The 23315-nt window shown below is 39.5% G+C and carries 20 protein-coding genes and 1 tRNA gene; 13 read left to right on the forward strand and 8 right to left on the reverse strand.

Features of this window, described 5'->3' with window-relative positions; translation table 11 throughout:
- Window positions 1-4 precede the first annotated feature (4 nt).
- From ML462_RS06020 to ML462_RS06045, 6 genes are all read right to left on the reverse strand, one after another.
- Window positions 5-730: an energy transducer TonB family protein gene (locus ML462_RS06020; protein ID WP_240712849.1), complete on the reverse strand. Its 726-nt coding sequence runs from the start codon at window positions 728-730 to the stop codon at window positions 5-7.
- 22 nt (window positions 731-752) lie between these two features.
- On the reverse strand, window positions 753-1469 hold the full coding sequence (gene truB / locus ML462_RS06025; protein WP_240712850.1) for a tRNA pseudouridine(55) synthase TruB: 717 nt from the start codon (window positions 1467-1469) through the stop codon (window positions 753-755).
- Window positions 1459-2253, reverse strand: a complete 795-nt coding sequence (locus tag ML462_RS06030) for an undecaprenyl-diphosphate phosphatase (RefSeq protein ID WP_240712851.1) — start codon at window positions 2251-2253, stop codon at window positions 1459-1461. The genes truB and ML462_RS06030 overlap by 11 nt, the downstream gene beginning before the upstream one ends.
- Before the next feature lie 5 nt (window positions 2254-2258).
- Window positions 2259-2516 (reverse strand): DUF3098 domain-containing protein, encoded by a 258-nt coding sequence (locus tag ML462_RS06035; RefSeq protein ID WP_156276833.1) that lies wholly within the window; start codon window positions 2514-2516, stop codon window positions 2259-2261.
- Between the two features lie 33 nt (window positions 2517-2549).
- Entirely contained in the window at window positions 2550-2924 is a 375-nt protein-coding gene (locus tag ML462_RS06040; RefSeq protein WP_240712852.1) for a GxxExxY protein, read from the reverse strand.
- Between the two features lie 120 nt (window positions 2925-3044).
- Window positions 3045-3923, reverse strand: coding sequence for a cell division protein FtsX (locus ML462_RS06045; RefSeq protein WP_240712853.1), 879 nt, complete (start codon window positions 3921-3923; stop codon window positions 3045-3047).
- Between the two features lie 444 nt (window positions 3924-4367).
- Here ML462_RS06045 and ML462_RS06050 point away from each other — a divergent pair, with 444 nt between their 5' ends.
- The 3 genes from ML462_RS06050 to ald all read left to right on the forward strand — a co-directional run bounded on the left by ML462_RS06050 (window position 4368) and on the right by ald (window position 9557).
- A complete protein-coding gene (locus ML462_RS06050) occupies window positions 4368-5300 on the forward strand; it encodes a ketopantoate reductase family protein (protein ID WP_240712854.1) in 933 nt (310 codons plus the stop codon).
- Between the two features lie 142 nt (window positions 5301-5442).
- Complete coding sequence (locus ML462_RS06055; protein WP_240712855.1) at window positions 5443-8352, forward strand: leucine--tRNA ligase; 2910 nt, start codon at window positions 5443-5445, stop codon at window positions 8350-8352.
- Window positions 8353-8456: 104 nt separating this feature from the next.
- On the forward strand, window positions 8457-9557 hold the full coding sequence (gene ald / locus ML462_RS06060) for an alanine dehydrogenase (protein WP_240712856.1): 1101 nt from the start codon (window positions 8457-8459) through the stop codon (window positions 9555-9557).
- Here the strand turns inward: ald and rimM are convergent.
- Both rimM and ML462_RS06070 read right to left on the reverse strand, forming a co-directional pair.
- A complete protein-coding gene (rimM, locus tag ML462_RS06065) occupies window positions 9554-10081 on the reverse strand; it encodes a ribosome maturation factor RimM (protein WP_240712857.1) in 528 nt (175 codons plus the stop codon). The two genes, ald and rimM, sit on opposite strands and share 4 nt — an antisense overlap.
- 13 nt (window positions 10082-10094) lie before the next feature.
- Window positions 10095-10688, reverse strand: a complete 594-nt coding sequence (locus ML462_RS06070) for a 30S ribosomal protein S16 (RefSeq protein ID WP_240712858.1) — start codon at window positions 10686-10688, stop codon at window positions 10095-10097.
- Window positions 10689-10956: 268 nt separating this feature from the next.
- Here ML462_RS06070 and ML462_RS06075 point away from each other — a divergent pair, with 268 nt between their 5' ends.
- The 10 genes from ML462_RS06075 to porV all read left to right on the forward strand — a co-directional run bounded on the left by ML462_RS06075 (window position 10957) and on the right by porV (window position 23310).
- Window positions 10957-11403: a ferritin-like domain-containing protein gene (locus tag ML462_RS06075; protein WP_240712859.1), complete on the forward strand. Its 447-nt coding sequence runs from the start codon at window positions 10957-10959 to the stop codon at window positions 11401-11403.
- A gap of 288 nt (window positions 11404-11691) precedes the next feature.
- Complete coding sequence (gene dnaE, locus ML462_RS06080) at window positions 11692-16077, forward strand: DNA polymerase III subunit alpha (protein ID WP_240712860.1); 4386 nt, start codon at window positions 11692-11694, stop codon at window positions 16075-16077.
- A gap of 286 nt (window positions 16078-16363) precedes the next feature.
- Complete coding sequence (gene trxA, locus ML462_RS06085) at window positions 16364-16681, forward strand: thioredoxin (RefSeq protein WP_089666357.1); 318 nt, start codon at window positions 16364-16366, stop codon at window positions 16679-16681.
- A gap of 85 nt (window positions 16682-16766) precedes the next feature.
- Window positions 16767-17696, forward strand: a complete 930-nt coding sequence (locus ML462_RS06090) for a DUF58 domain-containing protein (protein WP_240712861.1) — start codon at window positions 16767-16769, stop codon at window positions 17694-17696.
- Between the two features lie 86 nt (window positions 17697-17782).
- A tRNA-Asp gene (locus tag ML462_RS06095) sits at window positions 17783-17856 on the forward strand.
- A 448-nt stretch (window positions 17857-18304) separates the two neighbouring features.
- Window positions 18305-18559, forward strand: coding sequence for a hypothetical protein (locus ML462_RS06100; RefSeq protein ID WP_240712862.1), 255 nt, complete (start codon window positions 18305-18307; stop codon window positions 18557-18559).
- A 67-nt stretch (window positions 18560-18626) separates the two neighbouring features.
- Window positions 18627-19118, forward strand: coding sequence for a hypothetical protein (locus ML462_RS06105; RefSeq protein ID WP_240712863.1), 492 nt, complete (start codon window positions 18627-18629; stop codon window positions 19116-19118).
- A gap of 319 nt (window positions 19119-19437) precedes the next feature.
- On the forward strand, window positions 19438-20172 hold the full coding sequence (locus ML462_RS06110) for a hypothetical protein (RefSeq protein ID WP_240712864.1): 735 nt from the start codon (window positions 19438-19440) through the stop codon (window positions 20170-20172).
- A gap of 304 nt (window positions 20173-20476) precedes the next feature.
- Complete coding sequence (locus tag ML462_RS06115) at window positions 20477-22066, forward strand: tetratricopeptide repeat protein (protein ID WP_240712865.1); 1590 nt, start codon at window positions 20477-20479, stop codon at window positions 22064-22066.
- 173 nt (window positions 22067-22239) lie between these two features.
- Window positions 22240-23310, forward strand: a complete 1071-nt coding sequence (gene porV / locus ML462_RS06120; protein WP_240712866.1) for a type IX secretion system outer membrane channel protein PorV — start codon at window positions 22240-22242, stop codon at window positions 23308-23310.
- The last annotated feature ends 5 nt before the right edge of the window (window positions 23311-23315 follow it).

The following is a 23315-nucleotide window of genomic DNA, read 5'->3' on the forward strand; positions in this document are numbered from 1 at the left end:
GTTTCTAGGATCTAAAATGATAGGTAATCGTTCCGGGTTGTGCATTTCGGCCGGAAAGTTTTGAGAACTTCGCTCCGGCCGAATATTCCAGCGCACGATCGGTTAAACATTCATTGGTCGTATTTGAACTCGCTTTGTTAACCGAAGAGTCTATTACATAACCATTAGCATCTACCGTGATGTTTATAACGACCTTGCCTGCGGTATCGCAGGTATACACCGGATTTGGAATTTTCACTGCTCTCCTTCCTTTTAAAGAAAAAGAAATAGAACTGTAATCGTAAACGGCCGATTTCTGTGATACTTCTTCGCCTGAATCATCACCATCTGACCGATTTTTCTTTTCGTCGGAATTCTTCCTGTTTAAAGCGTAATTTCCTTCGGAACTTTCGGAATCCTCATTTTCGGCCTCCTCCTGTTCAGTTGAATTCTTTTTAAATATCTCGTCCAGTTTATTTTTAAAATCGGCTTCGCGGGTTTCTTTATCCTGATTATAGGCCTGGTGGGTTTGAATATTTCTTCTGCTTTTTTGCTGAGGCTGTTTTTCTTCAGGTTGAACTTCTTCTTTTTCGGCAATTTTATACTGTTCCAGGTCTACGAGCATTTCAGCAGTTTCCTGGTTCCCGTTGGCTAGCTTAAAATTATAAAGGGCTAGCATCAAAACTAAAAATGACAGCGTGGTAAGGATAAGCGCCTTGTGCTTATCGAAAAAATTATCGAAAAAATCCATATCTAATTAACAGTCAGCCGACTTAATTATTCTCTCGTGAAGGTAGCAATTTTTCGAAAGATTCGATATTCATCGCATTTTCTACGGAATAATCACCAATGGCAGTTCTTCGCAATTCAGAAAGATGTGCGCCACTATTCAGGGCTTGCCCGAATTCATTGGCAAGACTTCTAATGTAAGTACCCTTGCTGCAAACCACTCTGAAATCTACTTCAGGAAAATTGCTTGTGTTAATCTCAAATTCTGAAATTTCCACCTTCCTCTTTTTAACCTCAACTTCCTTGCCTTCGCGGGCATATTCATAAAGTCTTTTTCCGTCTTTCTTTAGAGCTGAAAAAACAGGCGGAGTTTGCTCGATCTCACCGATGAATTTTTTTGTGGTTTCCTGAAGTAGTTCTTCGGTGATATGATCTGTGGGGAAATTCTGGTCAATTTCGGTTTCCAAATCGAATGATGGAGTAGTAGCTCCAATGGTAAAAGTCCCGGTATATTCTTTGATCTGTCCCTGGAGTTCGGGAATTGTTTTAGTGAATTTTCCAGTACAAATTATAAGTAATCCGGTAGCTAATGGGTCTAAAGTTCCTGCATGTCCAACCTTAATCTTTTTGATCTTGCAGCTTTTTTTGATAAGCCATCTTACCTTATTTACTAACTGGAAAGAGGTCCAGTTCAAAGGTTTGTCAAAAAGTAAAACCTGGCCGGTTTTGAATTCTTCGAGGGTTAATTCCTTATTGCGCATATGCAAAAATAATGGCCGCCAATCCCACTACAAAACAATAGATGGCAAACCATGAAAGTTTAGATTTTTTAACCAGGGAGATCATCCAGGTACAGGCAACCAGGCCGGCTATAAATGCTGCTACGAAACCAACTGCTAGAATAGAAAAACTGGTAGAGCTTTCCATCAACTCTCCGCTTAAAATATCCTTGGCGATCTTTCCGAAGATCAGGGGAACAACCATCAGAAATGAGAATCTGGCTGCTTTGGTCTTATCATTACCAAGTAAAACTGAAGTGGAAATGGTAGCACCGCTACGGGAAATTCCAGGTAGCATAGCTATCGCCTGGGAAACACCAATTACGAATGCATTTGGGTAACTTACTTTCTTCCCGGTATCCTTTGCTTTATCTGCCAGCCACAATAAAAGGGCAGTGATTAGAAGCATAAAACCTACAAATAGGATATTTCCTCCGAATAATGCTTCTAATTGTTCTTCGAATAATAGTCCCACAACTACTGCAGGGATCATCGAGATTATGATCTTTAATGAAAATTGAGTTTCCTCGTTCCATTTAAAACTTAAGAGTCCGCCAACGATCTCAAAAACATCTTTTCTGAAAACTACCAAAGTACTCAAAGCCGTAGCGAAGTGGAGGACAACGGTGAATAATAAAGATTCTTCTGGAAGACTGGTGTCACCTAAGAGCGCTTTTCCAAGTTCAAGATGGCCACTGGAAGAAACAGGTAAAAATTCGGTTAGTCCCTGGATTATTCCAAGGATCACGGCATCTAATACGTCCAAACTTTTTATTTTTTATTGGGATTCAACAAAATGGCGTATACCTCGATGGCAAAACCTATTAACACCAGGGCTGGTGCAAGTCGAATTCTCTGAAAATTATAGATCGCATCGTTGAATTCATTAGGGTCTTCGCTACCTCCGCCCGACATCAAGATAAATCCCAGGGCGATCACTGCGATCCCGATGAACATAAAAGTATAGTTCTTCTTTCCGAAAACGAAGCCGGTATTAAAACTTCCTTTTATTTTATTTTTTTCTGTCATAATTGTTTTATTTGCCACGAATGCACTAATAACTCATAGAACTATTCTCTGGTGCATTAATTTATCCGGTTCAAAATTAGCCAATATTGCCAATTTATTACCCGAAACTTTTAGGTAATTAATACATTGCGCTATATGTCGGTCATTCAATGCTGCTACAGATTTAATTTCAAGAATTATTTTGTCGAAAATCACAAAATCTGCAATAAACTGATGTGGTAGGACTATTTCTTTATAATTGACCTGATATCGCTTTTCTCTTTCAAAAGGAATATTCCTAGAATTTAATTCATACTCTATTGCATCAGAGTAAACAGCCTCAAGAAAACCACCTCCTAACTCATTATGAACATCAAATAGAACGCCTATGATCTCATAACTTTCCTGTTTATAAGTAAGATTGGCCATTTAAAATTTTTGATTTAAATCTATTTGCATAGGATGCACGAATGATTTAAATGTTAAATCCGGTTTCTTCTTATCCTTAAAATAGGGATAAAATATTCGTGCATTAGTGGCTAAAGCCTGCTAATAATAAAGTTCATCCGTTTTCAGGTTAAGAAAACGCGAGGTGGCAAAATACGTACTTATCCATGTAATTACAATTCCCATTAGGAAAATCCCGATAAAGAGGGTTGCCAGCATTTTAATATCTCCTAAAAGATTTAATTCTGAAAAACTGTTATTCAGGTAATATAAGACGGCCGCCATTCCTATTAAGGCTAGAATTGCCCCAATAAGTCCAAGTTTAACGCTTTGCCATATGAATGGTCTTCTAATAAAACCTTTGGTTGCACCAACCATTTGCATGGTTTTGATGATAAATCTTTTCGAATATACTGCAAGTCTTATACTGCTGTTTATCAATAAAACTGCAATAAAAGTAAAAACGGCACTGGCTATTAAAACCCAGAAACTGATCTTTTTCACATTGTCATTCAATAAAGCGATCAGAGGTTTGTCATAAACTACCTCGTCTACAAAATTCTTGGCGGTAAGATTTCTGGCGATTTTATCAACCTGTTCTGAAGACACAAAATCGGCATTCATAAAGACGTCGATCGAATTTTGCAAGGGATTATAGCCAAGGAATTCCATGAAATCTTCCCCAATTTCCTCACTATGTGCCTCGGCAGCATCTTCTTTGGAAACATAGTTGGTGGATTTGGTATAATCGGCCATGGCCAGGCTCTTCTTCAATTGTTCTATCTCAACTTCCTTAGCGCTGTCCTTTAGATAAACGGTTAGTGCGATCTGCTCTTTAAAATGATCAGCTACTTTTTTAGTGTTTAGGACCAAAAGACCCAGCATTCCTAAAAGGAAAAGGACCAGGGAAATACTGATTACAACTGAAAAATAGGAAGATATAAGTCGGCGTTTCTGATACCTTTCAAAAGATGTGGTCATAGAGTGACTTCAGATTTTTTGTAAAAATAATAAAGTTCAGCATTCTCAATTCTTAAAACGTTTAAACTTTTGAAAATATTGGGAATACCTTGAATTTATTCAGGATGTCATGCTGAGCGCAGTCGAAGCATGCATGAGTTTTAATTGCACTTCGACAAGCTCAGTGCAACACCAATATGTCATGTTGAACTCGTTTCAGCATTTCAACCTGGAGACCCTGAAATAAATTCAGGGTGACGAAAAGCTATTTCTTGTTTAGTCATTTCGACCAAAGCGAGAAATCTCTTTGTTTTACGAATTTTCTCAATCATTTCCCTTCTTCGAAAAGGCATAGGCATTAACCCGTCATGCTGAAGTTGAATTCAGTATCTCTTCTTGGAGACCTTGGAATCAGTTCAGGGTGAGGTTCGATTTAAGTTTCCTAAATTTGGTAAAAATCAAACGATGGAAATACTGGTTTACGGAATTGGCGGCGTTGGAGGGTATTTTGGGGGAAAGCTTGCAGAAGCGGGCCACGAGGTGAGTATGATCGCCCGGGGAGAGCACCTGAAGGAGATCCAGAAGCATGGACTTGAGGTGGAAAGTATTAAAGGGAACTTTAAGGTAAAGCCCAAAAAGGCCACATCAGATGTGTCTGAGGTTCCGACTCCAGATCTTATAATTCTTGGAATAAAATCCTGGCAAATTCCCGAAGTCGCAAAAGAGTTGGAGCCAATAATTGGGGAAAACACAATAATTCTTCCCTTACAGAACGGAGCTGATAATTATGAAAAACTGATCCAGATCCTTCCAGAGAAAAATATACTGGCAGGTTTGTGTTTTATAGTGAGTTTTATCGAGGTCCCCGGTAAGGTAAAGCATGCTTCCTATGAACCAAAGATCGTTTTTGGAGAGGCAGATAATTTACAGTCACAACGAGTAAAGAAAATTCAGGATATACTGGATGAGGCCGGTGTTGAAAATAATGTTCCAGAAAATATTCAGCTGGAAATATGGAAAAAGTTTCTCTTTATTTGTACGGTTAGTGGTATTGGCGGCTTAACCCGGGTTCCAATTGATAGAATTCGGAGTAGTGAATACCTACATGAAATGATGATAAATACGGCAAAAGAGATCATCGAGGTAGCCAAGGCTAAAAATATCCCGCTAACTGAAAAACACCTGGAAATGGTTTTTGAGATCATCAATTCCCAACCTGAAGGGACCACTGCGTCTACCCAAAGAGATATTATGAATGGAAAGCCGTCTGAACTAGAAAATTTCAACGGTTATATTGTAAAGGAAGGGGATAGACTTGGTGTTGAAATTCCGGTGAATCGCTATATCTATGAATGTCTGAAACCTATGGAAGAAGCGGCTCGAAAAAGCCGGGAATAAGCTTTACAATCATTCCGCATAAGTCCTTTAAAATTGTATTTTTGCGTTTTACAAATACCGTCAAGCTGAACTTGTTTCAGCTTCTCATTTTTAGACCCTGAAACAAGTTCAGGGTGACGTAGATTAATAAGAAAGACAGAAGATGAGTTACCACTTTAATAAGATCGAAGAGAAATGGCAGAAATACTGGGCAGAGAACCAAACTTTCAAAGCCAAGAACGATTCTGAAAAACCTAAATATTATGTTTTAGACATGTTTCCTTACCCTTCAGGTGCAGGATTGCATGTGGGACACCCGCTGGGATATATCGCCAGTGATATCTATGCCCGTTACAAAAGACATAAAGGGTTTAACGTGTTGCATCCCCAGGGTTATGATAGTTTCGGACTTCCGGCAGAACAATACGCCATTCAAACCGGTCAGCATCCCGCGGTAACTACTGAAAATAATATCGCTCGTTATCGCGAGCAACTGGATAAGATCGGATTTTCTTTCGACTGGAGTCGTGAGGTGAGAACCAGCGAGCCAGATTATTATAAATGGACGCAATGGATCTTTATCCAGCTTTTTGAAAGCTGGTATGATCAGGAGGCTGATAAGTCTCGTCCTATCTCCGAGCTGGAAGAGATTTTTGCTTCAGAAGGTAACTCTAGAGTGAATGCTGCCTGCGACGATGATGTGGAAGAATTTTCGGCTGAAGACTGGAAGGCTTATTCACACGATGAAAAGGATCAGGTCTTATTAAAATATAGGCTGACTTACCTGGCGGAAGCCGAGGTGAACTGGTGTCCGCAATTAGGAACCGTGCTGGCCAACGATGAGATCGTGAACGGAGTTTCTGAACGTGGCGGATATCCTGTGGTTAGGAAGAAAATGACCCAATGGAGCATGAGAATTTCGGCTTTTGCTGAAAGATTGCTTCAAGGCTTGAATAATATTGATTGGACAGAAAGTTTAAAGGAAAGTCAGCGAAACTGGATCGGGAAATCGGTTGGAGCAATGGTTCATTTCAATCTTTATGGAGAGACCCTGAAACAAGTTCAGGGTGATGCTAGTTCAGCATCTCAACCAAAGATTTCTGTTTTTACAACCCGACCCGATACGATTTTTGGGGTTAGTTTTATGACGCTTGCGCCAGAACATGAACTGGTTCAAAAGATCACTACGGAAGATAGAAAAGAGGAAGTTCAGGCATATATCGAAGCTACGGCAAAGAGAAGTGAACGCGAACGAATGGCCGATGTTAAGACCATAAGCGGAGTTTTCACCGGAGCCTATGCAGAGCATCCATTTACCAAAGAACCGGTGCCAATCTGGATAGGAGATTACGTACTTGCCGGCTACGGAACCGGAGCGGTGATGGCCGTTCCATGTGGTGACCAGCGAGACCATGATTTTGCGAGACATTTTGATCTGCCAATTCCGAATATTTTCGAAAATGTGGATGTCTCTGAAGAGGCTTTTGTTGGCAAGGAAGGTACTGTGATCGCTAATTCAGATTTTCTTAGCGGACTTGAATACAAGGAAGCACTTCAAAAAGTGATCCTGGAACTGGAAAAAACAGGTCAGGGTTACGGAAAAACAAATTACAGGCTTAGAGATGCGGTTTTCAGTCGCCAAAGATATTGGGGTGAACCATTCCCCGTTTATTATGTGAATGGTCTTCCGAAAATGATAGACTTAGATCATCTTCCTTTAAGACTTCCTGAGGTTGAGAAATATCTTCCAACTGAAACAGGCGAACCGCCACTTGGTAACGCGACCGACTGGGCCTGGGATACAAAAAATAATAAAGTGGTTTCAAATAAGATGCTGAAACAAGTTCAGCATGACGAAGATGGAGGTGTCACGCCGAGCGGAGTCGAGGCGTCTGAAGATAACGGAGTATATCCACTGGAGTTGAACACCATGCCGGGATGGGCAGGAAGCAGCTGGTATCTTTTCAGATATATGGATGCAGGCAATCCAGATCGTTTCGTTTCAGAAGAAGCCCAGCAATACTGGGAAAATGTAGATCTATATATTGGAGGTAGTGAACATGCGACTGGCCACTTATTATATTCAAGATTCTGGACTAAATTCCTGCACGATCGTGGATGGTTAACTGTGGAAGAACCGTTCAGAAAACTGATCAACCAGGGGATGATCCTTGGAACCAGCGCATTTGTTTACAGGCTTGAAGGTGAAAATGTATTTGTTTCTAAGAACCAGATCAAAGGAAATAATGTTCAGCCAATTCATGCCGATGTTTCCTTGGTGAATGCTTCAGATGAGCTGGATATTGAAGCCTTTAAAAAATGGCGACCTGAATTTGCAGATGCTAAATTCCTTACCGAAGATGGAAAATACATTGTTGGACGGGAAGTGGAAAAAATGTCCAAATCCAAGTACAACGTGGTGAATCCTGATGAGATCTGTAAAGATTACGGGGCAGATACTTTAAGAATGTATGAAATGTTCCTGGGGCCTCTGGATCAGGCGAAACCATGGAATACTGCCGGGATAACCGGTGTACATAATTTCCTTAAAAAGCTTTGGAAACTATATCATAATGGAGAGGAGTTTTACGTTTCAGATGAAAAAGCTTCAGCAGATTCCTTGAAAAGTCTGCATAAAACCATTAAAAAGGTGACAGAGGATATTGAGGATTTCAGCTTTAATACTTCGGTTTCTACTTTTATGATCTGCGTAAATGAACTATCCGCTCAAAAATGCGATAGCATAGAAGTTCTTGAGCCTCTTGCGGTCTTGATTGCTCCTTATGCTCCGCATATCGCGGAGGAACTGTGGGAGAAGTTAGGCAATTCTGAATCTGTAACCACAGCTACTTATCCTGTCTACGAAGAAAAGTACCTGGTGGAAAGCACTAAAAATTATCCAGTTTCCTTTAATGGAAAGATGAGGTTTACCAAAGAACTTCCTTTAGATATGGGGAAAGATGATATTGAGAAAAATGTGCTTGAAGATGAAAGAACGAAAAATCAGCTTGACGGGTCTACCCCTAAAAAAGTGATCGTTGTTCCGGGTAAAATTATAAATATCGTAATTTAACCCCTTTAAAAATATACTTTAGGGGTGTCAAATGCGAAAATATGCATTTTACACCCCTTTTTTAATTTTGTTTATTATTTTTCGGGAGCTAAAAACTTTCTATTATGAAAATTGGTATCCCTAAAGAAATAAAAAATAACGAAAACAGGGTGGGAATGACTCCTGCCGGTGTGCTTGAACTTTCCAAAAAAGGACATGAAGTATTTGTGCAATCTACTGCTGGAGATTGCAGTGGTTTCGATGATAAAGATTATCACGCGGCCGGCGCCACTATTTTACCTTCCATAGACCGGGTTTACGAGGCAAGTGAGATGATTGTAAAGGTAAAGGAGCCTATCGAGCAGGAGTACAGTTTAATCAAGGAGAATCAAATCGTTTTCACTTATTTTCATTTTGCTTCAAATCAAAATTTAACCGAAGCGATGATGAATAATAAGTCTGTTTGTATCGCTTATGAAACGGTTGAGGACGATGACGGTACTCTGCCTCTTCTAACTCCAATGTCTGAGGTTGCCGGAAGAATGGCTATTCAGCAAGGTGCGAAATATCTTGAAAAACCTGTAAAAGGTAAAGGTTTACTTCTAGGCGGCGTGCCGGGTGTACCTCCTGGAAAAGTTCTTGTTCTGGGTGCCGGAACTGTTGGTATTCAGGCAGCGAAAATGGCAGCAGGCCTAGGTGCGCAGGTTACCGTTCTGGATGTGAATATGAATAAACTCAGGTATGTGAACGATATCATGCCGAGCCATGTAGTCACAGAATTTTCTAACGAATATAATATCAGGAAACATCTCCAAACTAGCGATCTTGTGGTTGGTGGAATTTTAATTACAGGTGCAAAAGCTCCAAAATTGATTACCAGGGATATGTTAAAACTAATGCAGCCAGGTGCAGTAATCGTGGATGTGGCGGTAGATCAGGGTGGTTGTGTTGAAACCACAAGACCAACTACTCACGAAGATCCTGCTTATATTATAGATGGCGTTGTTCATTATTGCGTGGCGAATATGCCGGGAGCTGTTCCTTATACTTCAACTTTGGCACTTACTAATGTGACCTTACCTTATGTATTGAACCTTGCTGAAAATGGCTGGGAAAACGCATGTGAGAAAAATAATTCTCTTGCCAAAGGTTTAAATATTGTGAAAGGGACTATAGTTTGTGAGCCTATTCTAGCGGCCTTTGACTGGAACAAATCTTTTGCCTAGCCAAGGTAGAGATCGATAAGGCCTTCCGGGGTATTGACTTTCAGAAGTCTGTTGTTTTTGTCAACCTTTTCTATGAATTCATCATTCATGGGAATAAGGATCTGCTTGCCGTCCTTTTCAATTTCGAAAAGTGCCTGCGCGGTAGAATCATTTATAGAAACGATTTTGCCAATATTTCCATGTTCGGTATCATGGACATCGAAACCAATGATCTCATGAAAATAGAACTTATCTTCAGGAAGTTTTGGAAGCAGGTTAAGTGGAAGGTATAATTCTGCTCCTATCATATCTTCAGCATCTTCTTCAGAATCTATGTCTTCAAATTTGACGCGAAGCAGTGTGCTTTTGTGCAGGTAGGATCTTTCAATAAAAAATGGAACCAGATTATCGTTGTATTCAACGAAAACTGATTCCATTTCTGTGTAAGTTTCAGGTTCATCGGTGTCCAGTTTTATGAGCACCTCACCTTTAAAGCTAAATTTCGCAACGATTTTTCCCAGGTAGAAGCATTCTTCCTTAGTCATCGCGAGTTGCTATTTAAGCGTCTTTTTTGTCTTCAGTTTTAGCTTCTTCTGCGGTAGCAGCGCCCACTTCTTCTTCAGCATTTTCTACAGTAGCTTCATCTGTCGCTTCTGCAGTAGCAGCTTCAGCCTCAGCCGCTGCAACAGCCTCTGCTTCTTCAGCTTCTTTTACTTCAGCTTCACGCTTAGCGTTTACTTCTTTTTCGGCTTCAAGAGCCTTCGCTTTTTCAGCTTCTTTAGCTTTTTCTAAAGAATCTTTTTTAGCATCTACTTTTCCTTCTTTTTCCTCTAACCATGCTTTGAATTTCTCTTCAGCCTGCTCTTCAGTCAAAGCTCCTTTTCTCACTCCACCTGCAAGGTGTTTCTTAAGAAGGGCTCCTTTGTAAGAAAGGATAGCGCGAGCGGTATCAGTTGGCTGGGCACCGTTTTGTAACCATTTAACAGCTCCGTCTACATCAAGTTCGATTGTAGCTGGATTAGTGTTAGGGTTATAGATTCCCAATTTCTCCAAAAATTTACCATCTCTTTTTGCGCGGGTATCCGCTGCAACGATCCAGAAAAAAGGTTTTCCTTTTTTACCGTGTCTTTGTAATCTTAATTTTACTGGCATAAAAATTAAATTTTGGGGTTCTCGACCCCGGTTATTAATAAGTGTGCAAAGATACTACATTTTTCTAATTTTCAACTTTTTATCGATATAATTTTTTGTAGGCTAATTATGTGTAGTTCAGGCTCTTCTGGCAGGTTCTTTAGGAAGAATTTTAGTTAAAATACAGGTCTGCTGTTAAAAGAGGTTAATTAGTGCTAAACCCTGTTAAATAGATTGTTAGAGCAGGTTGTCGACCTTATCTTTACCTGAATGAAAAAGAAAATTATCCATGAGTTATTCAAATCAAATTGCTGAAAAATTAAACGAATTATTACAAAAGAATTATGATGCAGAGAAAGGTTATAAGCTTGCTGCTGAAAAAGTTAAGAATGAGCGGCTAAAAAGTTTCTTTTCTGAACGAGCATCTGAAAGATATGACTTCGGACATGAATTAAAGTCTGAAATAAGGAATTTTGGTGAAAATCCCGAAAAAGGTACTAGCCTGGCGGGAGATGCACATAGGTCCTGGATGAATTTAAAAGCTAGTCTTTCAAATGATAAAGATGAGGCAGTTCTTGAAGAAGCCGTTCGCGGTGAGAAATCTGCAGTTGAAGAATATGAGAACATTTTGAAGGAATCTGAATTGCCTGCCTCTACCGGCAACATTTTATTGAAACAGAAGAATGCGATCATAGCGTCATTAAACGAAGTAAAAGCACTGGAAAACCAGGCATAATTTACTACTATAAAGATCTTTCGGGAAAATCACCCCAATGACACGATACTGAAGGATTCATATACCCAAAGATGCGAGCAATGTTTGATTGAAGTAGTAGTAGTTTTTAGTGTTCGTATCAGGCCTCACAAATTATCTGATTTTTCAGAATTTTGTGAGGCTTTTTTTATGGTTAATAATTCCTGAAAACAAAGTTTTATTTCAGGAATAATGTTCCTTATTTTAGCCCGGATGGTTTAATTTTGCAAACCATATTTTTACTTCATTAAGGCATAAAATCTCTAAGGAATGTACCTCATTTTTGATACTGAAACAACCGGACTTCCCAAGCGCTGGGACGCTCCTTTAACCGATTCTGATAACTGGCCGCGATGTATACAGATCGCATGGCAGGTGCACGACGAGATGGGGAACCTGGTGGAAAATCAGGATTACCTGGTGCAGCCGGAAGGTTTTGATATTCCTTATGATTCTGAACGTATTCATGGTATTTCTACAGACCTTGCCAAGGAGCAGGGAATTCCTCTTGATGAGGTTTTGGAAAAGTTCAATGCGGCTTTGCAAAAATCGAAGTTCGTCGTAGGTCAGAATGTAGGTTTTGACCTTAATATTATGGGCGCAGAATTCATCAGGAGGGATTTTGATAATTCCTTGCAGGAAATGCCGGTTCTTGACACCTGTACAGAAAAGACTGCTGAGTTGTGTAAGATCCCCGGAGGTCGTGGAGGTAAATTCAAATTACCAACCTTAACCGAATTACACGAATTCCTATTCGACGAAGCCTTTGCAGAGGCTCACAATGCTACTGCCGACGTAGAAGCGACTACCCGTTGTTTTCTTGAACTTGTTAGGCAGAGAATCTACACTGTAGAAGAGCTGGATGTGCCTTCAGATTATTTTGAGAATTTCTCTGAGCAGAATCCAAATAGGATTGAACTTATCGGGTTGAAGCATATTAACCTTAAAAAAGCTTCAGATAAGATCAGGAAAAGGCTGGAAAAACAACAGCCTTCAGATGATATCTCAAAGGAAGAAATCCAGGAGAATCTGGAAAAACTGGATGAGGTTCCTTTTGCACACTTGCATAACCATTCACAGTTTTCAGTATTACAGTCTACTATAAGTATCCCAGATCTTGTTGCCGCGGCAGCAGAAGAAGATATGAATGCCGTTGCGCTAACCGATCATGCCAACATGATGGGGGCCTTTCATTTTGTAAAGGAAATTGGAACCTATAATAAGAGTATAAAAGAACATAATGCGACCGCGGAAGAAAATGGTGAGGACCTGAAAAAGCCATTAAAGGCCATCGTAGGTTGTGAATTCTTCGTGTGTGAAAATCATACTGACAAAAGCCGGAAGGATAATGGTTACCAGGTGGTGATGTTAGCCAAGAATAAAAATGGTTACCATAACCTGGCGAAAATGTCTTCCCTGGCCTATACAGATGGATTCTATTATGTGCCGCGTATAGATAAGGAAGTCATAAAAAAATATAAAGAGGATGTGATCGTCCTCACTGGGAATCTCTATGGAGAAGTTCCAAGTAAGATCCTGAATGTTGGAGAAAAGCAGGCGGAAGAAGCATTGTTTTGGTGGAAAGCAGAATTTGGAGAGGATCTTTACATAGAAATTATGCGTCACAACCAGGAAGATGAAAACAGGGTAAACCCTATCCTGGAAGAGTTCTCTAAAAAGCATGATATAAAAATAGTTGCGACCAATAATACTTATTACTGGAAACAGGAAGATGCCAATGCCCACGATATTTTACTTTGTGTGAAAGATGGGGAGAAGCAGGCGACGCCAATAGGTCGTGGTCGTGGTTACAGGTACGGACTGCCGAATGAAGAATATTACTTCAAATCTGGTAGCGAGATGAAGAAACTTTTCAAGGATCTGCCTGATGCGATTTCGAATATCCAGGAGATCGTTGATAAAATTGAGCCTTTTGAGCTTGCCAGGGATGTATTACTTCCAGCTTTTGAGATCCCGGAAGAATTTCAGAGTGAAGAAGATCTGGTTGACGGCGGAAAAAGAGGGGAAAATGCTTTTTTAAAACATATCACTTTTGAAGGTGCAAAAAAGCGTTATCCTGAAATCACCCCGGAAATAGAAGAACGTCTAAACTTCGAATTATCAGTAATTGAAAATACCGGTTATCCCGGTTACTTCCTTATTGTGGAAGATTTTATCCGGGCTGCACGGGAAATGGGCGTTTCGGTAGGGCCGGGACGTGGTTCTGCTGCAGGATCTGTGGTAGCCTACTGTCTCTGGATCACCAATATCGATCCTATGAAGTATGATCTGCTTTTTGAGCGTTTCCTGAATCCGGACCGTGTGAGTATGCCCGATATTGATATTGATTTTGATGATGAAGGTCGAAGCCGGGTTATGGATTACGTGATCAAGAAATACGGTGCTAATCAGGTAGCTCAGATCATCACTTATGGTACCATGGCCGCGAAATCTTCTATTCGCGATACGGCCAGGGTACTAGACCTTCCTTTAATGGAAGCTGATAGAATAGCGAAACTTATCCCGAACACAAAACTCGGAAAACTTTTCGCGATGGACGATAAGACGATCAAGTCTAAGTTCCGTGGAGATGAAGTGGAAAAGATCAATGAGCTTTTCAATATTTCAGAAGGAGATGATCTGGAAGCGGAAACCATTAACCAGGCTCGAGTTCTGGAAGGTTCCGTTCGAAATACGGGAATACATGCCTGTGGGGTGATCATTACCCCGGGTGATATTACTAATTATGTACCGGTTTCGGTTGCTAAGGATTCCGACCTTTATGTCACCCAGTTCGATAACTCGGTAGTGGAAAGCGCCGGTCTATTAAAAATGGATTTCCTGGGTCTTAAAACGCTAACCTTAATTAAGGATACCGTAAAGATCGTAAAGGGTAGACATAATATTGATCTTGATCCGGATAGTTTCCCGCTTGATGATGAGGAAACCTACAAATTATTCCAGAGAGGTGAGACCATTGGGATATTCCAGTATGAATCTCCAGGAATGCAAAAGCACATGCAGTCTTTAAAACCAACGGTTTTTGATGACCTCATTGCCATGAATGCTCTTTACCGTCCTGGACCAATGGAATATATACCAAGTTTCATTGCCCGGAAGCACGGCGAGGAAGAGATCGCTTATGACCTTCCGGAAATGGAAGAATATCTTGAAGAAACCTACGGGATTACGGTCTACCAGGAGCAGGTGATGCTTCTGTCGCAGAAGCTTGCCGGATTTACCAAGGGTGAAGCCGATATGCTTCGTAAAGCCATGGGTAAAAAGATCGCTGCGCTTCTTGCAGAATTGAAACCGAAATTTATTGGCGGGGGAGAGGAAAAAGGACATCCTACTGAAGTTTTAGAGAAGATCTGGAAAGACTGGGAGGCTTTTGCTTCTTATGCCTTTAATAAATCTCACTCCACCTGTTATGCCTGGATTGCCTACCAGACAGCTTACTTAAAAGCACATTATCCTGCGGAATACATGGCGGCGGTGCTTTCGAATAACATGAACGACATCAAGCAGGTTACTTTCTTCATGGAAGAATGTAAACGTATGAAGCTTAACGTTCTTGGGCCTGATGTGAATGAATCTTACTATAAATTCTCGGTAAATAAAGACAACGCAGTTCGGTTTGGAATGGGAGCGATCAAGGGAGTTGGAGCCGGAGCTGTGGCTACGATCGTAGAGAATAGAAAAACAAAAGAAGGTCCGTATCGTTCTATTTTCGATATGGCCAAAAGAATAGACCTTAGGGCCGCCAACAAAAAAGCCTTTGAAAATCTTGCATTAGCCGGAGGGTTTGATGGGTTTGGAAATACACATAGAGCTCAATACTTCCATGATGATGGAAGCGGAATGAGCTTTCTGGAAAAGGTGGTTAAATACGCTCAGAAGTTTCAGGAGAATCAGAATTCATCACAGGTGAGCCTTTTCGGTGAATCCAGTGATGTTCAGATCCCGGAGCCTGAAGTTCCTCCTTGTGATGAATGGGGGACCATGGAGAAATTACGCCGCGAAAAAGAAGTAGTAGGAATCTATATTTCTGGTCACCCGCTTGATGATTTCAAAATAGAGATGAATTATTTCTGTAACGGCAAACTTTCAGATTTTAGAGACCTGGAAACAATTGTGAATCGAGAGCTAACCGTTGGATGCGTAGTTGTGGATGTGCAACACAGGGTTTCTAAAAATGGAAAAGGCTGGGCCATCTTTACCGTGGAAGATTACGATGAATCTTATGAATTCAAGATCTTCGGGGAAGAGTATTTGAAGATGAAACATTTCTTTGTTCCGAATAACTTTATTCATATGAAAGCCTTTGTAAAGGAAGGCTGGACTAATAAGGATACCGGGAAGAAAGGTGAGCCACGAATACAGTTCAGGGATATGAACCTGTTGCATGATATAATGGATAAGAATGCTAAAAAGCTGACTATCCAGATGAATATTGATGATCTTAAGAATGAGAAAATAGAGTGGTTGAAAGACACATTTTTATCGCATAAAGGCGATTGTCATCTGAATTTCGTGGTGTATGAAATGAAGGAGCAGGTAAAACTGAGAATGCCTAGCAGAAAGCATAAGATCAAGATCTCCCAGGAACTTATTGAAATGCTGGAGAAGGAACAATTTATGTATAAGTTGAACTAGCTCTAATTCCTTATCCTGAACTAGTTTCAGGATCTTTTTTCTTGAGAAGCTGAAACAAGTTCAGCTTGACGGAATCTCCAATGAAAAGGAAATGATCTGGGCCAGGGATAGAGGCGAGCTACCATGTAGCGCCGAAAGCCCGACCACTCGCGTAAGCGAGGGGAGGCCCCCAAATAAGACGAACCAATATGCTCATAGTCAAATGTAATATTGGTGTTGTAAGGAATATTTATTTTATTGACTACTTTTACGAATCAAATTAAAAACAATAAAAAAATAACATATTATGGCTGTTGAAATAACTGACGCGAATTTTGAAGAACAGGTACTTAAAAGTGATAAGCCTGTAATGGTAGATTTTTGGGCTGCATGGTGCGGACCTTGTAGAATGGTTGGACCAATCATCGATGAAATTAGTACTGAATATGACGGGAAAGCCGTTGTTGGTAAGCTTGATGTTGATGCGAACCAGGAATTTGCTGCTAAATATGGAGTAAGAAACATTCCTACCGTTCTTGTTTTTCAAAATGGAGAAGTTGTAGGACGTCAGGTTGGAGTAGCTCCAAAACAAACTTATGCTGATGCAATAGACCAGTTATTGTAATAATAACTGAAATCATATAAAAATTGAGCCTCGCTATTTGCGGGGCTTTTTTTATTCATAAACTTGAATTACTTTAAGGCATCTTATGAATATTGAAAAAGAACTTCACGAAACCGGCGGGTTTTTAAACCTTGACCTCCTCGCTAAACAGGTGGTGGAAGGTTATATTTCTGGAATACACAGGAGTCCGTTTCACGGCTTTTCAGCTGAATTTGCTGAACATAAGATCTATAATACCGGCGAGAGTACCCGGCATATAGACTGGAAGCTTTTTGCCAAGACCGATAAGCTCTATACCAGGCGGTATGAGGAGGAAACCAATTTAAGGTGTCACTTAATATTAGATAATTCCGCCTCGATGCATTATCCGGCATTAAAAGTCCAAAATATCACTTCTTTAAATAAGATTGGATTTTCGGTTCTGGCATCGGCCTGTTTAATGCAGATCTTAAAACGACAAAGGGACGCTGTAGGTGTTAGTATCTATAGTGATGAATTCGAGTTCTACGCGCCGGAGAAATCCAGTGAGCGGCATCACCATATGTTGTTGAACAAGTTGAATGAGATCTTAAGATCATCTGTTAAAAAAAAGAGCACTGATACCTACACTTTTTTACATCAGATCGCAGAGAAATTAAAGCGCAGGTCACTTATCTTCCTCTTTACCGATATGTTTCAGGCAGATGCCGATGAAGAACGCTTATTTGAAGCTTTGAGGCATCTAAAATATAACCGGCATGAAGTGATCCTTTTTCATGTGATGGATGAAAAAAAGGAATTGGAATTTAGTTTTGAGAATACCCCCAGGAGATTTACTGATGTGGAAACGGGAGCTGAGGTAGACCTTTATTCAGATAATATCAGGGAAAACTATAAAAAAGCGGTAGAAAAATACCTGGCAGATCTGAAAATGCAATGTGCGAAGTATCGAATTAAGTATGTGGAGGCAGACATCAATAAAAATTTCGACAATATTATGACGGCATATTTACTTGAAAAACAAAAGTTTGGATAAGGCATGAAAAATTAGTTTGAAAAATTTTAAAAAAAGGTTTGGTGAATCTAAAAAGGGGCGTATATTTGCCCTCGCAATAACGCAACGGTCTGGTAGTTCAGTTGGTTAGAATACCTGCCTGTCACGCAGGGGGTCGCGAGTTCGAGTCTCGTCCAGACCGCAAAATTGCAAAAAAGCCTCTCTTATTAGGGGGGCTTTTTTTGGCACTAATGATTAGTTGTGTTGTTTATCCCAGGAGACTGGGATGTGTAGTTAACCGAGTTATAATCCTATGTTGTGAGGATTTGGTTAACCAATGAAAAGCTTTTTTCCATTTGATGGAAGAAGGCTTTTTTGTTTTTATAGGCTAGACGTTAATTTCTCGCTTTCGTCAAATTGTCAAGTTTTTTCTTAAAAAAGGGATTTTTAAAGGGACCTATCTACAAATAAAAAGTTGCCTCTTTTTCTTACTTTCCTTCTAGAAATATTTTAATTACCTAAATTAAGGCAAAGTTGAATTTAGAAAACTAGCAGTAAAACATTTTTTCTAATTCACAGCCTTTCTCAGGGAATAGTCAATATGTTACGTTACTGAATACTTTAGAAATTTGGAGCTTTATACGAGGGCAGTGGATATAGCCAGAATAGATGATTTCTTAATGTATATTGGAAGGTATACAACAGGTGAGGAATGTCAAGAGAAAACTTATTACGATATTGCTTATGCTACCTGGTCTAATTTATTGGAGGAAGTTCATGAATGGATTATAAGTAAGGGAGGAGAAGCAAGGATCATATCCAAATTAGCAGTACCGATAGAAAAATCGAAATTAAAGGAAGCTATAGAAAGTAATGAAAGTATTGATATGATTCTTTGTAATTGAGAACTCTAACTATATGATTTATTTAAAACTATTTTTTACCTCAATTTGTTTTACAATTGTATATTTCATGCGTCTACCGTTAATTTATTACCCACTAATTTTTGGGGTAGTTCTTAGCTTATTAAACATTAAAGAACACCGATTTAATCCAATTTTTGTTCTAATACTAGCAATTGCTGGGAGTTATCTAAGTTATTTTGGAGGTTTGTATATGATGGATCCCGTTTATAACTTTCTTAGAATTTTTGGCTTAAATTCAGCTGATTTTTTAGCTCTTCAATCAGGTATTAATATAATTCCGCCGATTATTTTATTTATATCCTATTCTTATATTTTTAAGGTAGATAGAGATAAAACCACAATTTTGATTTTTCTATTCTCCATTATTCTTTTGATTATCTTAAATAATTTATTTGATGGCAGTTCTAGTAATCCACCGAGAAAACCAAAACCTTATCTTCCCTTCCTTATCTGGCCGGTTATAGTTAGTATTGGTTTCCAAGTAGCTCTTTATTGGAAGAAACTTACTAGAGATTTACACCAGATTAGTATATTTTAAAAATGATAAAAGTGAATTTTCATCAAAAATTGCATTTTGTAGGTATATCCTAAAAGCGTCATTTGAAAAGGCCTTTTTCCATCGAGATGGAAGAAGGCTTTTTTTTAGAGTTAAGGGTTGATTCTCTTCTATTTCCGATAGCACTTCATCTTTAAATTATCTAAGATTTCGAGGGTGTACTTAATAGTTCCAATTTTCAATTTAAATTGTTGTAGTTGGTCAGTTGAAATGAGTCAAACAACTATAAATCAATTAAATAGGGGTGTAAATCCAAAAAAATTCTTAATATAATCTAATCTTTAACTAAATAGATTCGATTATGAAAAACTACATTATGTGCGTATTAGCGGGGTTTTTATGTTTTACCTCGGTTAATGCTCAGGAAGACAGTGAACCCAAATCCCTTTACGAAACCATGTATATGATACCTAAACCGGGTATGAATAAGCAATTTGAAGAAGGCGTAGCAGCCCACAACCAGAAATTTCATGCCTCAGGAAATGATAATCAGTCCATGCTTAGAAGGGTTGAATATGGTAATAAAGCTGGTTGGTATGTATGGGTGATGAATGGAACCTATGCTTCCCTGGACAATCGACCAAATGACGATGCTCATTCCAGTGACTGGGAAGATAAAGTAGGCGAGTATGTTGAGGAATATGGTACTGTAGATCTCTGGTCACTTAATAAAGAGCTTTCTTCTGGAATGGATAAATTCCGTAATCAAAAAAGATACGAGGTATGGGCGGTATACCTGAAACCCTGGGAGGGATACAGGTTCGATGAATCGATGAAGAAAATTCAGAAAGCCTTTGAGAAGATGGGGAACCGCAGTATGCTAGTGTTCGATTCTGAAGTGAGTCGCAAAGGCGGTGCCGATGTTGGTCTGGTTTGGGGATATGATAAGTTCGCAGATATGGAGAACGATAGTAAACTGGTGGACACCTACGAGGAGATCAATGGTAAAGGTTCCTGGAGACTATTCCTTGAAGAGTGGAGAGATGTGGTTGAAGATATAGATATGGAACACCGGGTGAAAGTTGGTGATATGTAATAATAGAAACCTGAAAAATAGTTAAAGCTCCTGCCTGCAGGAGCTTTTTATTTTAGTAATCTTAAGGAATTTTCTCACTTTCCAGCTAATCTTCAAAATTGTTATTTAGAGAAACTATTCCCGGATTCTCCATTAATCATTTAAAACTAGAGGTTTTCCGAAATTTTTGATTCATTAACCAGAATTGTCTTCCGAAAAATATCTTTAGAATCAAGATAATAGATCAAAAATTCTATTTTTGCCCGCGATAAAATGTGAATAAGATCAAAATTTGTTTCAAAAGAGCGCTAGCAGATTTTAAGCAATGAGGAAAATTTTATACTTATTTTTCTTAATAAGTATTTGTGCTTCTGCACAAGAGGATAAACTGACTCCGGCCGATAGCCTTTATTACTCACAATTCTACCAAAAAGCTACTCAATTAAGGGAGACTAACCTGGATTCAGCTTTATACTATTACCAAAAGCTCGAAGTTTTCCTGACGGAAAATGATTATTCTAAAAAGCGATTTCGTGTAATGCTGGACATGGGTAATGTGTACCTCACGCAGGGACAGTCAGACAGGGCTCTGGAAACTTACCTGAAAATAGCTGAAGCTTCTCAGCTTGGTGAGGACGTTCAGTTTAAACTATATGCCGAGATTAGTATTGCGAACATCTATCTCGATTCCGAAGAATATCAAAAAGCACTGGAGCGCTTTGAGAATATCCGGGAAAATCATAGCGTGACCGATTCTTCAAAGGTAAATTTACTGCCATACTGCGTAATTTATAATAATGAAGGTATTGCCAATGAAAACCTTGGTATGTATGATGCGGCCGAAGAACTCTATCATAGATCCATCTCCCTTTCTAAAAAGTTAAATGAGCCATACAATTTGGCCAATGCATTTAGTAATATGGGGTCTTTGGAAGTGAAAAGGGAGAATTACCCAAAAGCTCTGGATTGGCATAAAAAGGCATTGAAAATTAGAGAGGAGGCTAACTTAACGCTTGGGATTACTCAATCACAGACGCATATTGGTGGCATTTTACTAATTCTTGGTAAGCCGGAAGAAGCAGAGGTGTATTTAAGAAGATCCCTGGAGCGATCAATGCAAATGGGCTATGAAAAGCAAAATATTGAGAACACCGAAGCTCTAAAACAGATTTATTACCAAAAAGGCGATTATCAAAAAGCCTTTGAAATTCAGCGGCTGGAAATGGATTCCCGTGCGGCGGTTTTTGACGAAGAAAGTATCAAGAACCAGGAAAGGCTGAAAGCAAAATATGAATATGAGCTCGAAAAGCAGATCGAGGAGAAGAACCGTGAATACCGTGAGACCGTATACAAGTTCATATTTGGGTTATTGGTGCTATTGCTAATTATAGCATTTATCTTATACCGGCTTCAGACTATCAAAACCAGGCAGCAGCAATTAAAAACTGAAAACATCAGGAAAGAAAAACACCTTTTAAATCAGGAACTGGATTATAAGAATAAAAAACTGATGTCTAACCTGATGTTCCTCCTCCAAAAGAATGAGATGATCTCGGGTTTGATTGAAAAACTGCGGGAAACCAAAAAACTAACCAAAACCCAAACCGATAAAAACATTACCTCGATCATCCGGGAATTAAAGCATTCTCATAACAAGGAATCCTGGGACGAATTCGATTTGTACTTCCAGGAAGTTCATTCCGAGTTTTACGAGAAGCTATCATCCAATTACCAGCTAACGCCAAACGAATTGAAACTGGCAGCCTTCACCAAGCTCAAACTTTCCTCCAAGGAGATCTCCTCTTTAACCGGTCAAAGTATCCGAACTATTGACGTTGGCAGATACAGATTGCGTAAGAAATTAGGTATTACCAATTCAGAAACTAACCTTATCACATTCCTGAACAGTTTGTGAGTTAAAATACTGTAGATAAGACAGATGAGTCTTATTGTATAGGTATTGTAACACTAATTATGAGGCCTGTATAGATTTTGTTACGCCAAAATTTAAAGTTGTCTTAACAATATTTTTTCATTTGAGAAATCAATAACCGGTGCTATGCAAAAAGCGCTAAAAACTAAACTCAAATGAAAAAAATATTATTTTTCTTTCTCCTGATACCTTTAAGCATGAAGGTAGGATTTGCGCAGGAGAGTTCTGGGGGGCAACCTACGGCCGCACCCTTTCTTTTAATCGTACCAGATGCCCGAAGTGGAGGAATGGCAGATATGGGAGTTGCAACGTCTACAGATGCTTACTCTCAATTCTTTAATCCTTCAAAATATGCCTTCATGGAGGGTGATATGATCCTGGGATTAAATTACACTCCTTGGTTGAGGAATCTAACCAATGATGTATTTCTGGGAAGCTTTTCTTTCGCCAGAAGAATAAATGAGAGAAGTACCTGGGGAGTAGGAATGCGTTATTTTTCCTATGGGTCTATGGAACTGTCTGATGCTACCGGTAACAGCATGGGAAGTCAGAACCCATACGAGGTTGCTATCGACGGAAGTTATTCCTTGAAGCTTAGCGAGAACTTTTCTACGGCAGTAACCGGAAGGTACGTACGGTCAGATTATGCCCTGGCAGACGAAGGTTCAGACCTGAACACTTTCGTAGCAGATGTTGGAGCCTATTACCAGTCAGACCTGATGAAATTAGGGAAGAACCAGGGTATCTGGCGTGCAGGAATGGCCTTAAGCAATATAGGATTCAACGTAGAGCTTGTAGAAAATGGACCTAAATCTCAAATGCCTACCAACCTTAAACTAGGTTCTGGTTACGAACTTCTAATGGATCCAAAGAATTCCATTGCTGCCAACGTTGAGATCAATTCTCTACTGGTTAAAGACAGTGATTTTGGATCTTTGGTTTATGCACTTGGTGCAGAATACAAGTACAATAATGTTTTCGCTTTGCGTACCGGATATTTCCATGAGGCTGAATCTGTCGGAAACAGACAGTTCGCCACCGTTGGAGGAGGAGTTTCCTTTAAAAGCGCAAGGCTTGACCTTTCTTACCTGTTCAACACTTCAGATGTTGCCAGTCCTTTAGAAAATACACTTCGATTTTCTCTTAGTTATGCTTTTGGGAATCATAATAGAAGTAGTAGTGAGGTCATTGATGATGCTGAAGTAGAAGTAGCTGAAACCAAATAGAAGGA

The sequence above is a fragment of the Christiangramia lutea genome (genome assembly GCF_022489035.1).
Taxonomy (GTDB): Bacteria; Bacteroidota; Bacteroidia; order Flavobacteriales; family Flavobacteriaceae; genus Christiangramia; species Christiangramia lutea.

Coding starts and splice junctions, on each gene's coding strand:
- truB (WP_240712850.1), bottom strand. CDS start 1,469: ATGCGCAATAAGGAATTAACCCTCGAAGAATTCAAAACCGGCCAGGTT.
- ML462_RS06040 (WP_240712852.1), bottom strand. CDS start 2,924: ATGGCCAATCTTACTTATAAACAGGAAAGTTATGAGATCATAGGCGTT.
- ML462_RS06115 (WP_240712865.1), top strand. CDS start 20,477: ATGAGGAAAATTTTATACTTATTTTTCTTAATAAGTATTTGTGCTTCT.
- trxA (WP_089666357.1), top strand. CDS start 16,364: ATGGCTGTTGAAATAACTGACGCGAATTTTGAAGAACAGGTACTTAAA.
- ML462_RS06020 (WP_240712849.1), bottom strand. CDS start 730: ATGGATTTTTTCGATAATTTTTTCGATAAGCACAAGGCGCTTATCCTT.
- porV (WP_240712866.1), top strand. CDS start 22,240: ATGAAAAAAATATTATTTTTCTTTCTCCTGATACCTTTAAGCATGAAG.
- ML462_RS06110 (WP_240712864.1), top strand. CDS start 19,438: ATGAAAAACTACATTATGTGCGTATTAGCGGGGTTTTTATGTTTTACC.
- ML462_RS06035 (WP_156276833.1), bottom strand. CDS start 2,516: ATGACAGAAAAAAATAAAATAAAAGGAAGTTTTAATACCGGCTTCGTT.
- rimM (WP_240712857.1), bottom strand. CDS start 10,081: ATGACTAAGGAAGAATGCTTCTACCTGGGAAAAATCGTTGCGAAATTT.
- ML462_RS06075 (WP_240712859.1), top strand. CDS start 10,957: ATGAGTTATTCAAATCAAATTGCTGAAAAATTAAACGAATTATTACAA.
- ML462_RS06105 (WP_240712863.1), top strand. CDS start 18,627: ATGCGTCTACCGTTAATTTATTACCCACTAATTTTTGGGGTAGTTCTT.
- ald (WP_240712856.1), top strand. CDS start 8,457: ATGAAAATTGGTATCCCTAAAGAAATAAAAAATAACGAAAACAGGGTG.
- ML462_RS06055 (WP_240712855.1), top strand. CDS start 5,443: ATGAGTTACCACTTTAATAAGATCGAAGAGAAATGGCAGAAATACTGG.
- ML462_RS06090 (WP_240712861.1), top strand. CDS start 16,767: ATGAATATTGAAAAAGAACTTCACGAAACCGGCGGGTTTTTAAACCTT.
- dnaE (WP_240712860.1), top strand. CDS start 11,692: ATGTACCTCATTTTTGATACTGAAACAACCGGACTTCCCAAGCGCTGG.
- ML462_RS06045 (WP_240712853.1), bottom strand. CDS start 3,923: ATGACCACATCTTTTGAAAGGTATCAGAAACGCCGACTTATATCTTCC.
- ML462_RS06070 (WP_240712858.1), bottom strand. CDS start 10,688: ATGCCAGTAAAATTAAGATTACAAAGACACGGTAAAAAAGGAAAACCT.
- ML462_RS06050 (WP_240712854.1), top strand. CDS start 4,368: ATGGAAATACTGGTTTACGGAATTGGCGGCGTTGGAGGGTATTTTGGG.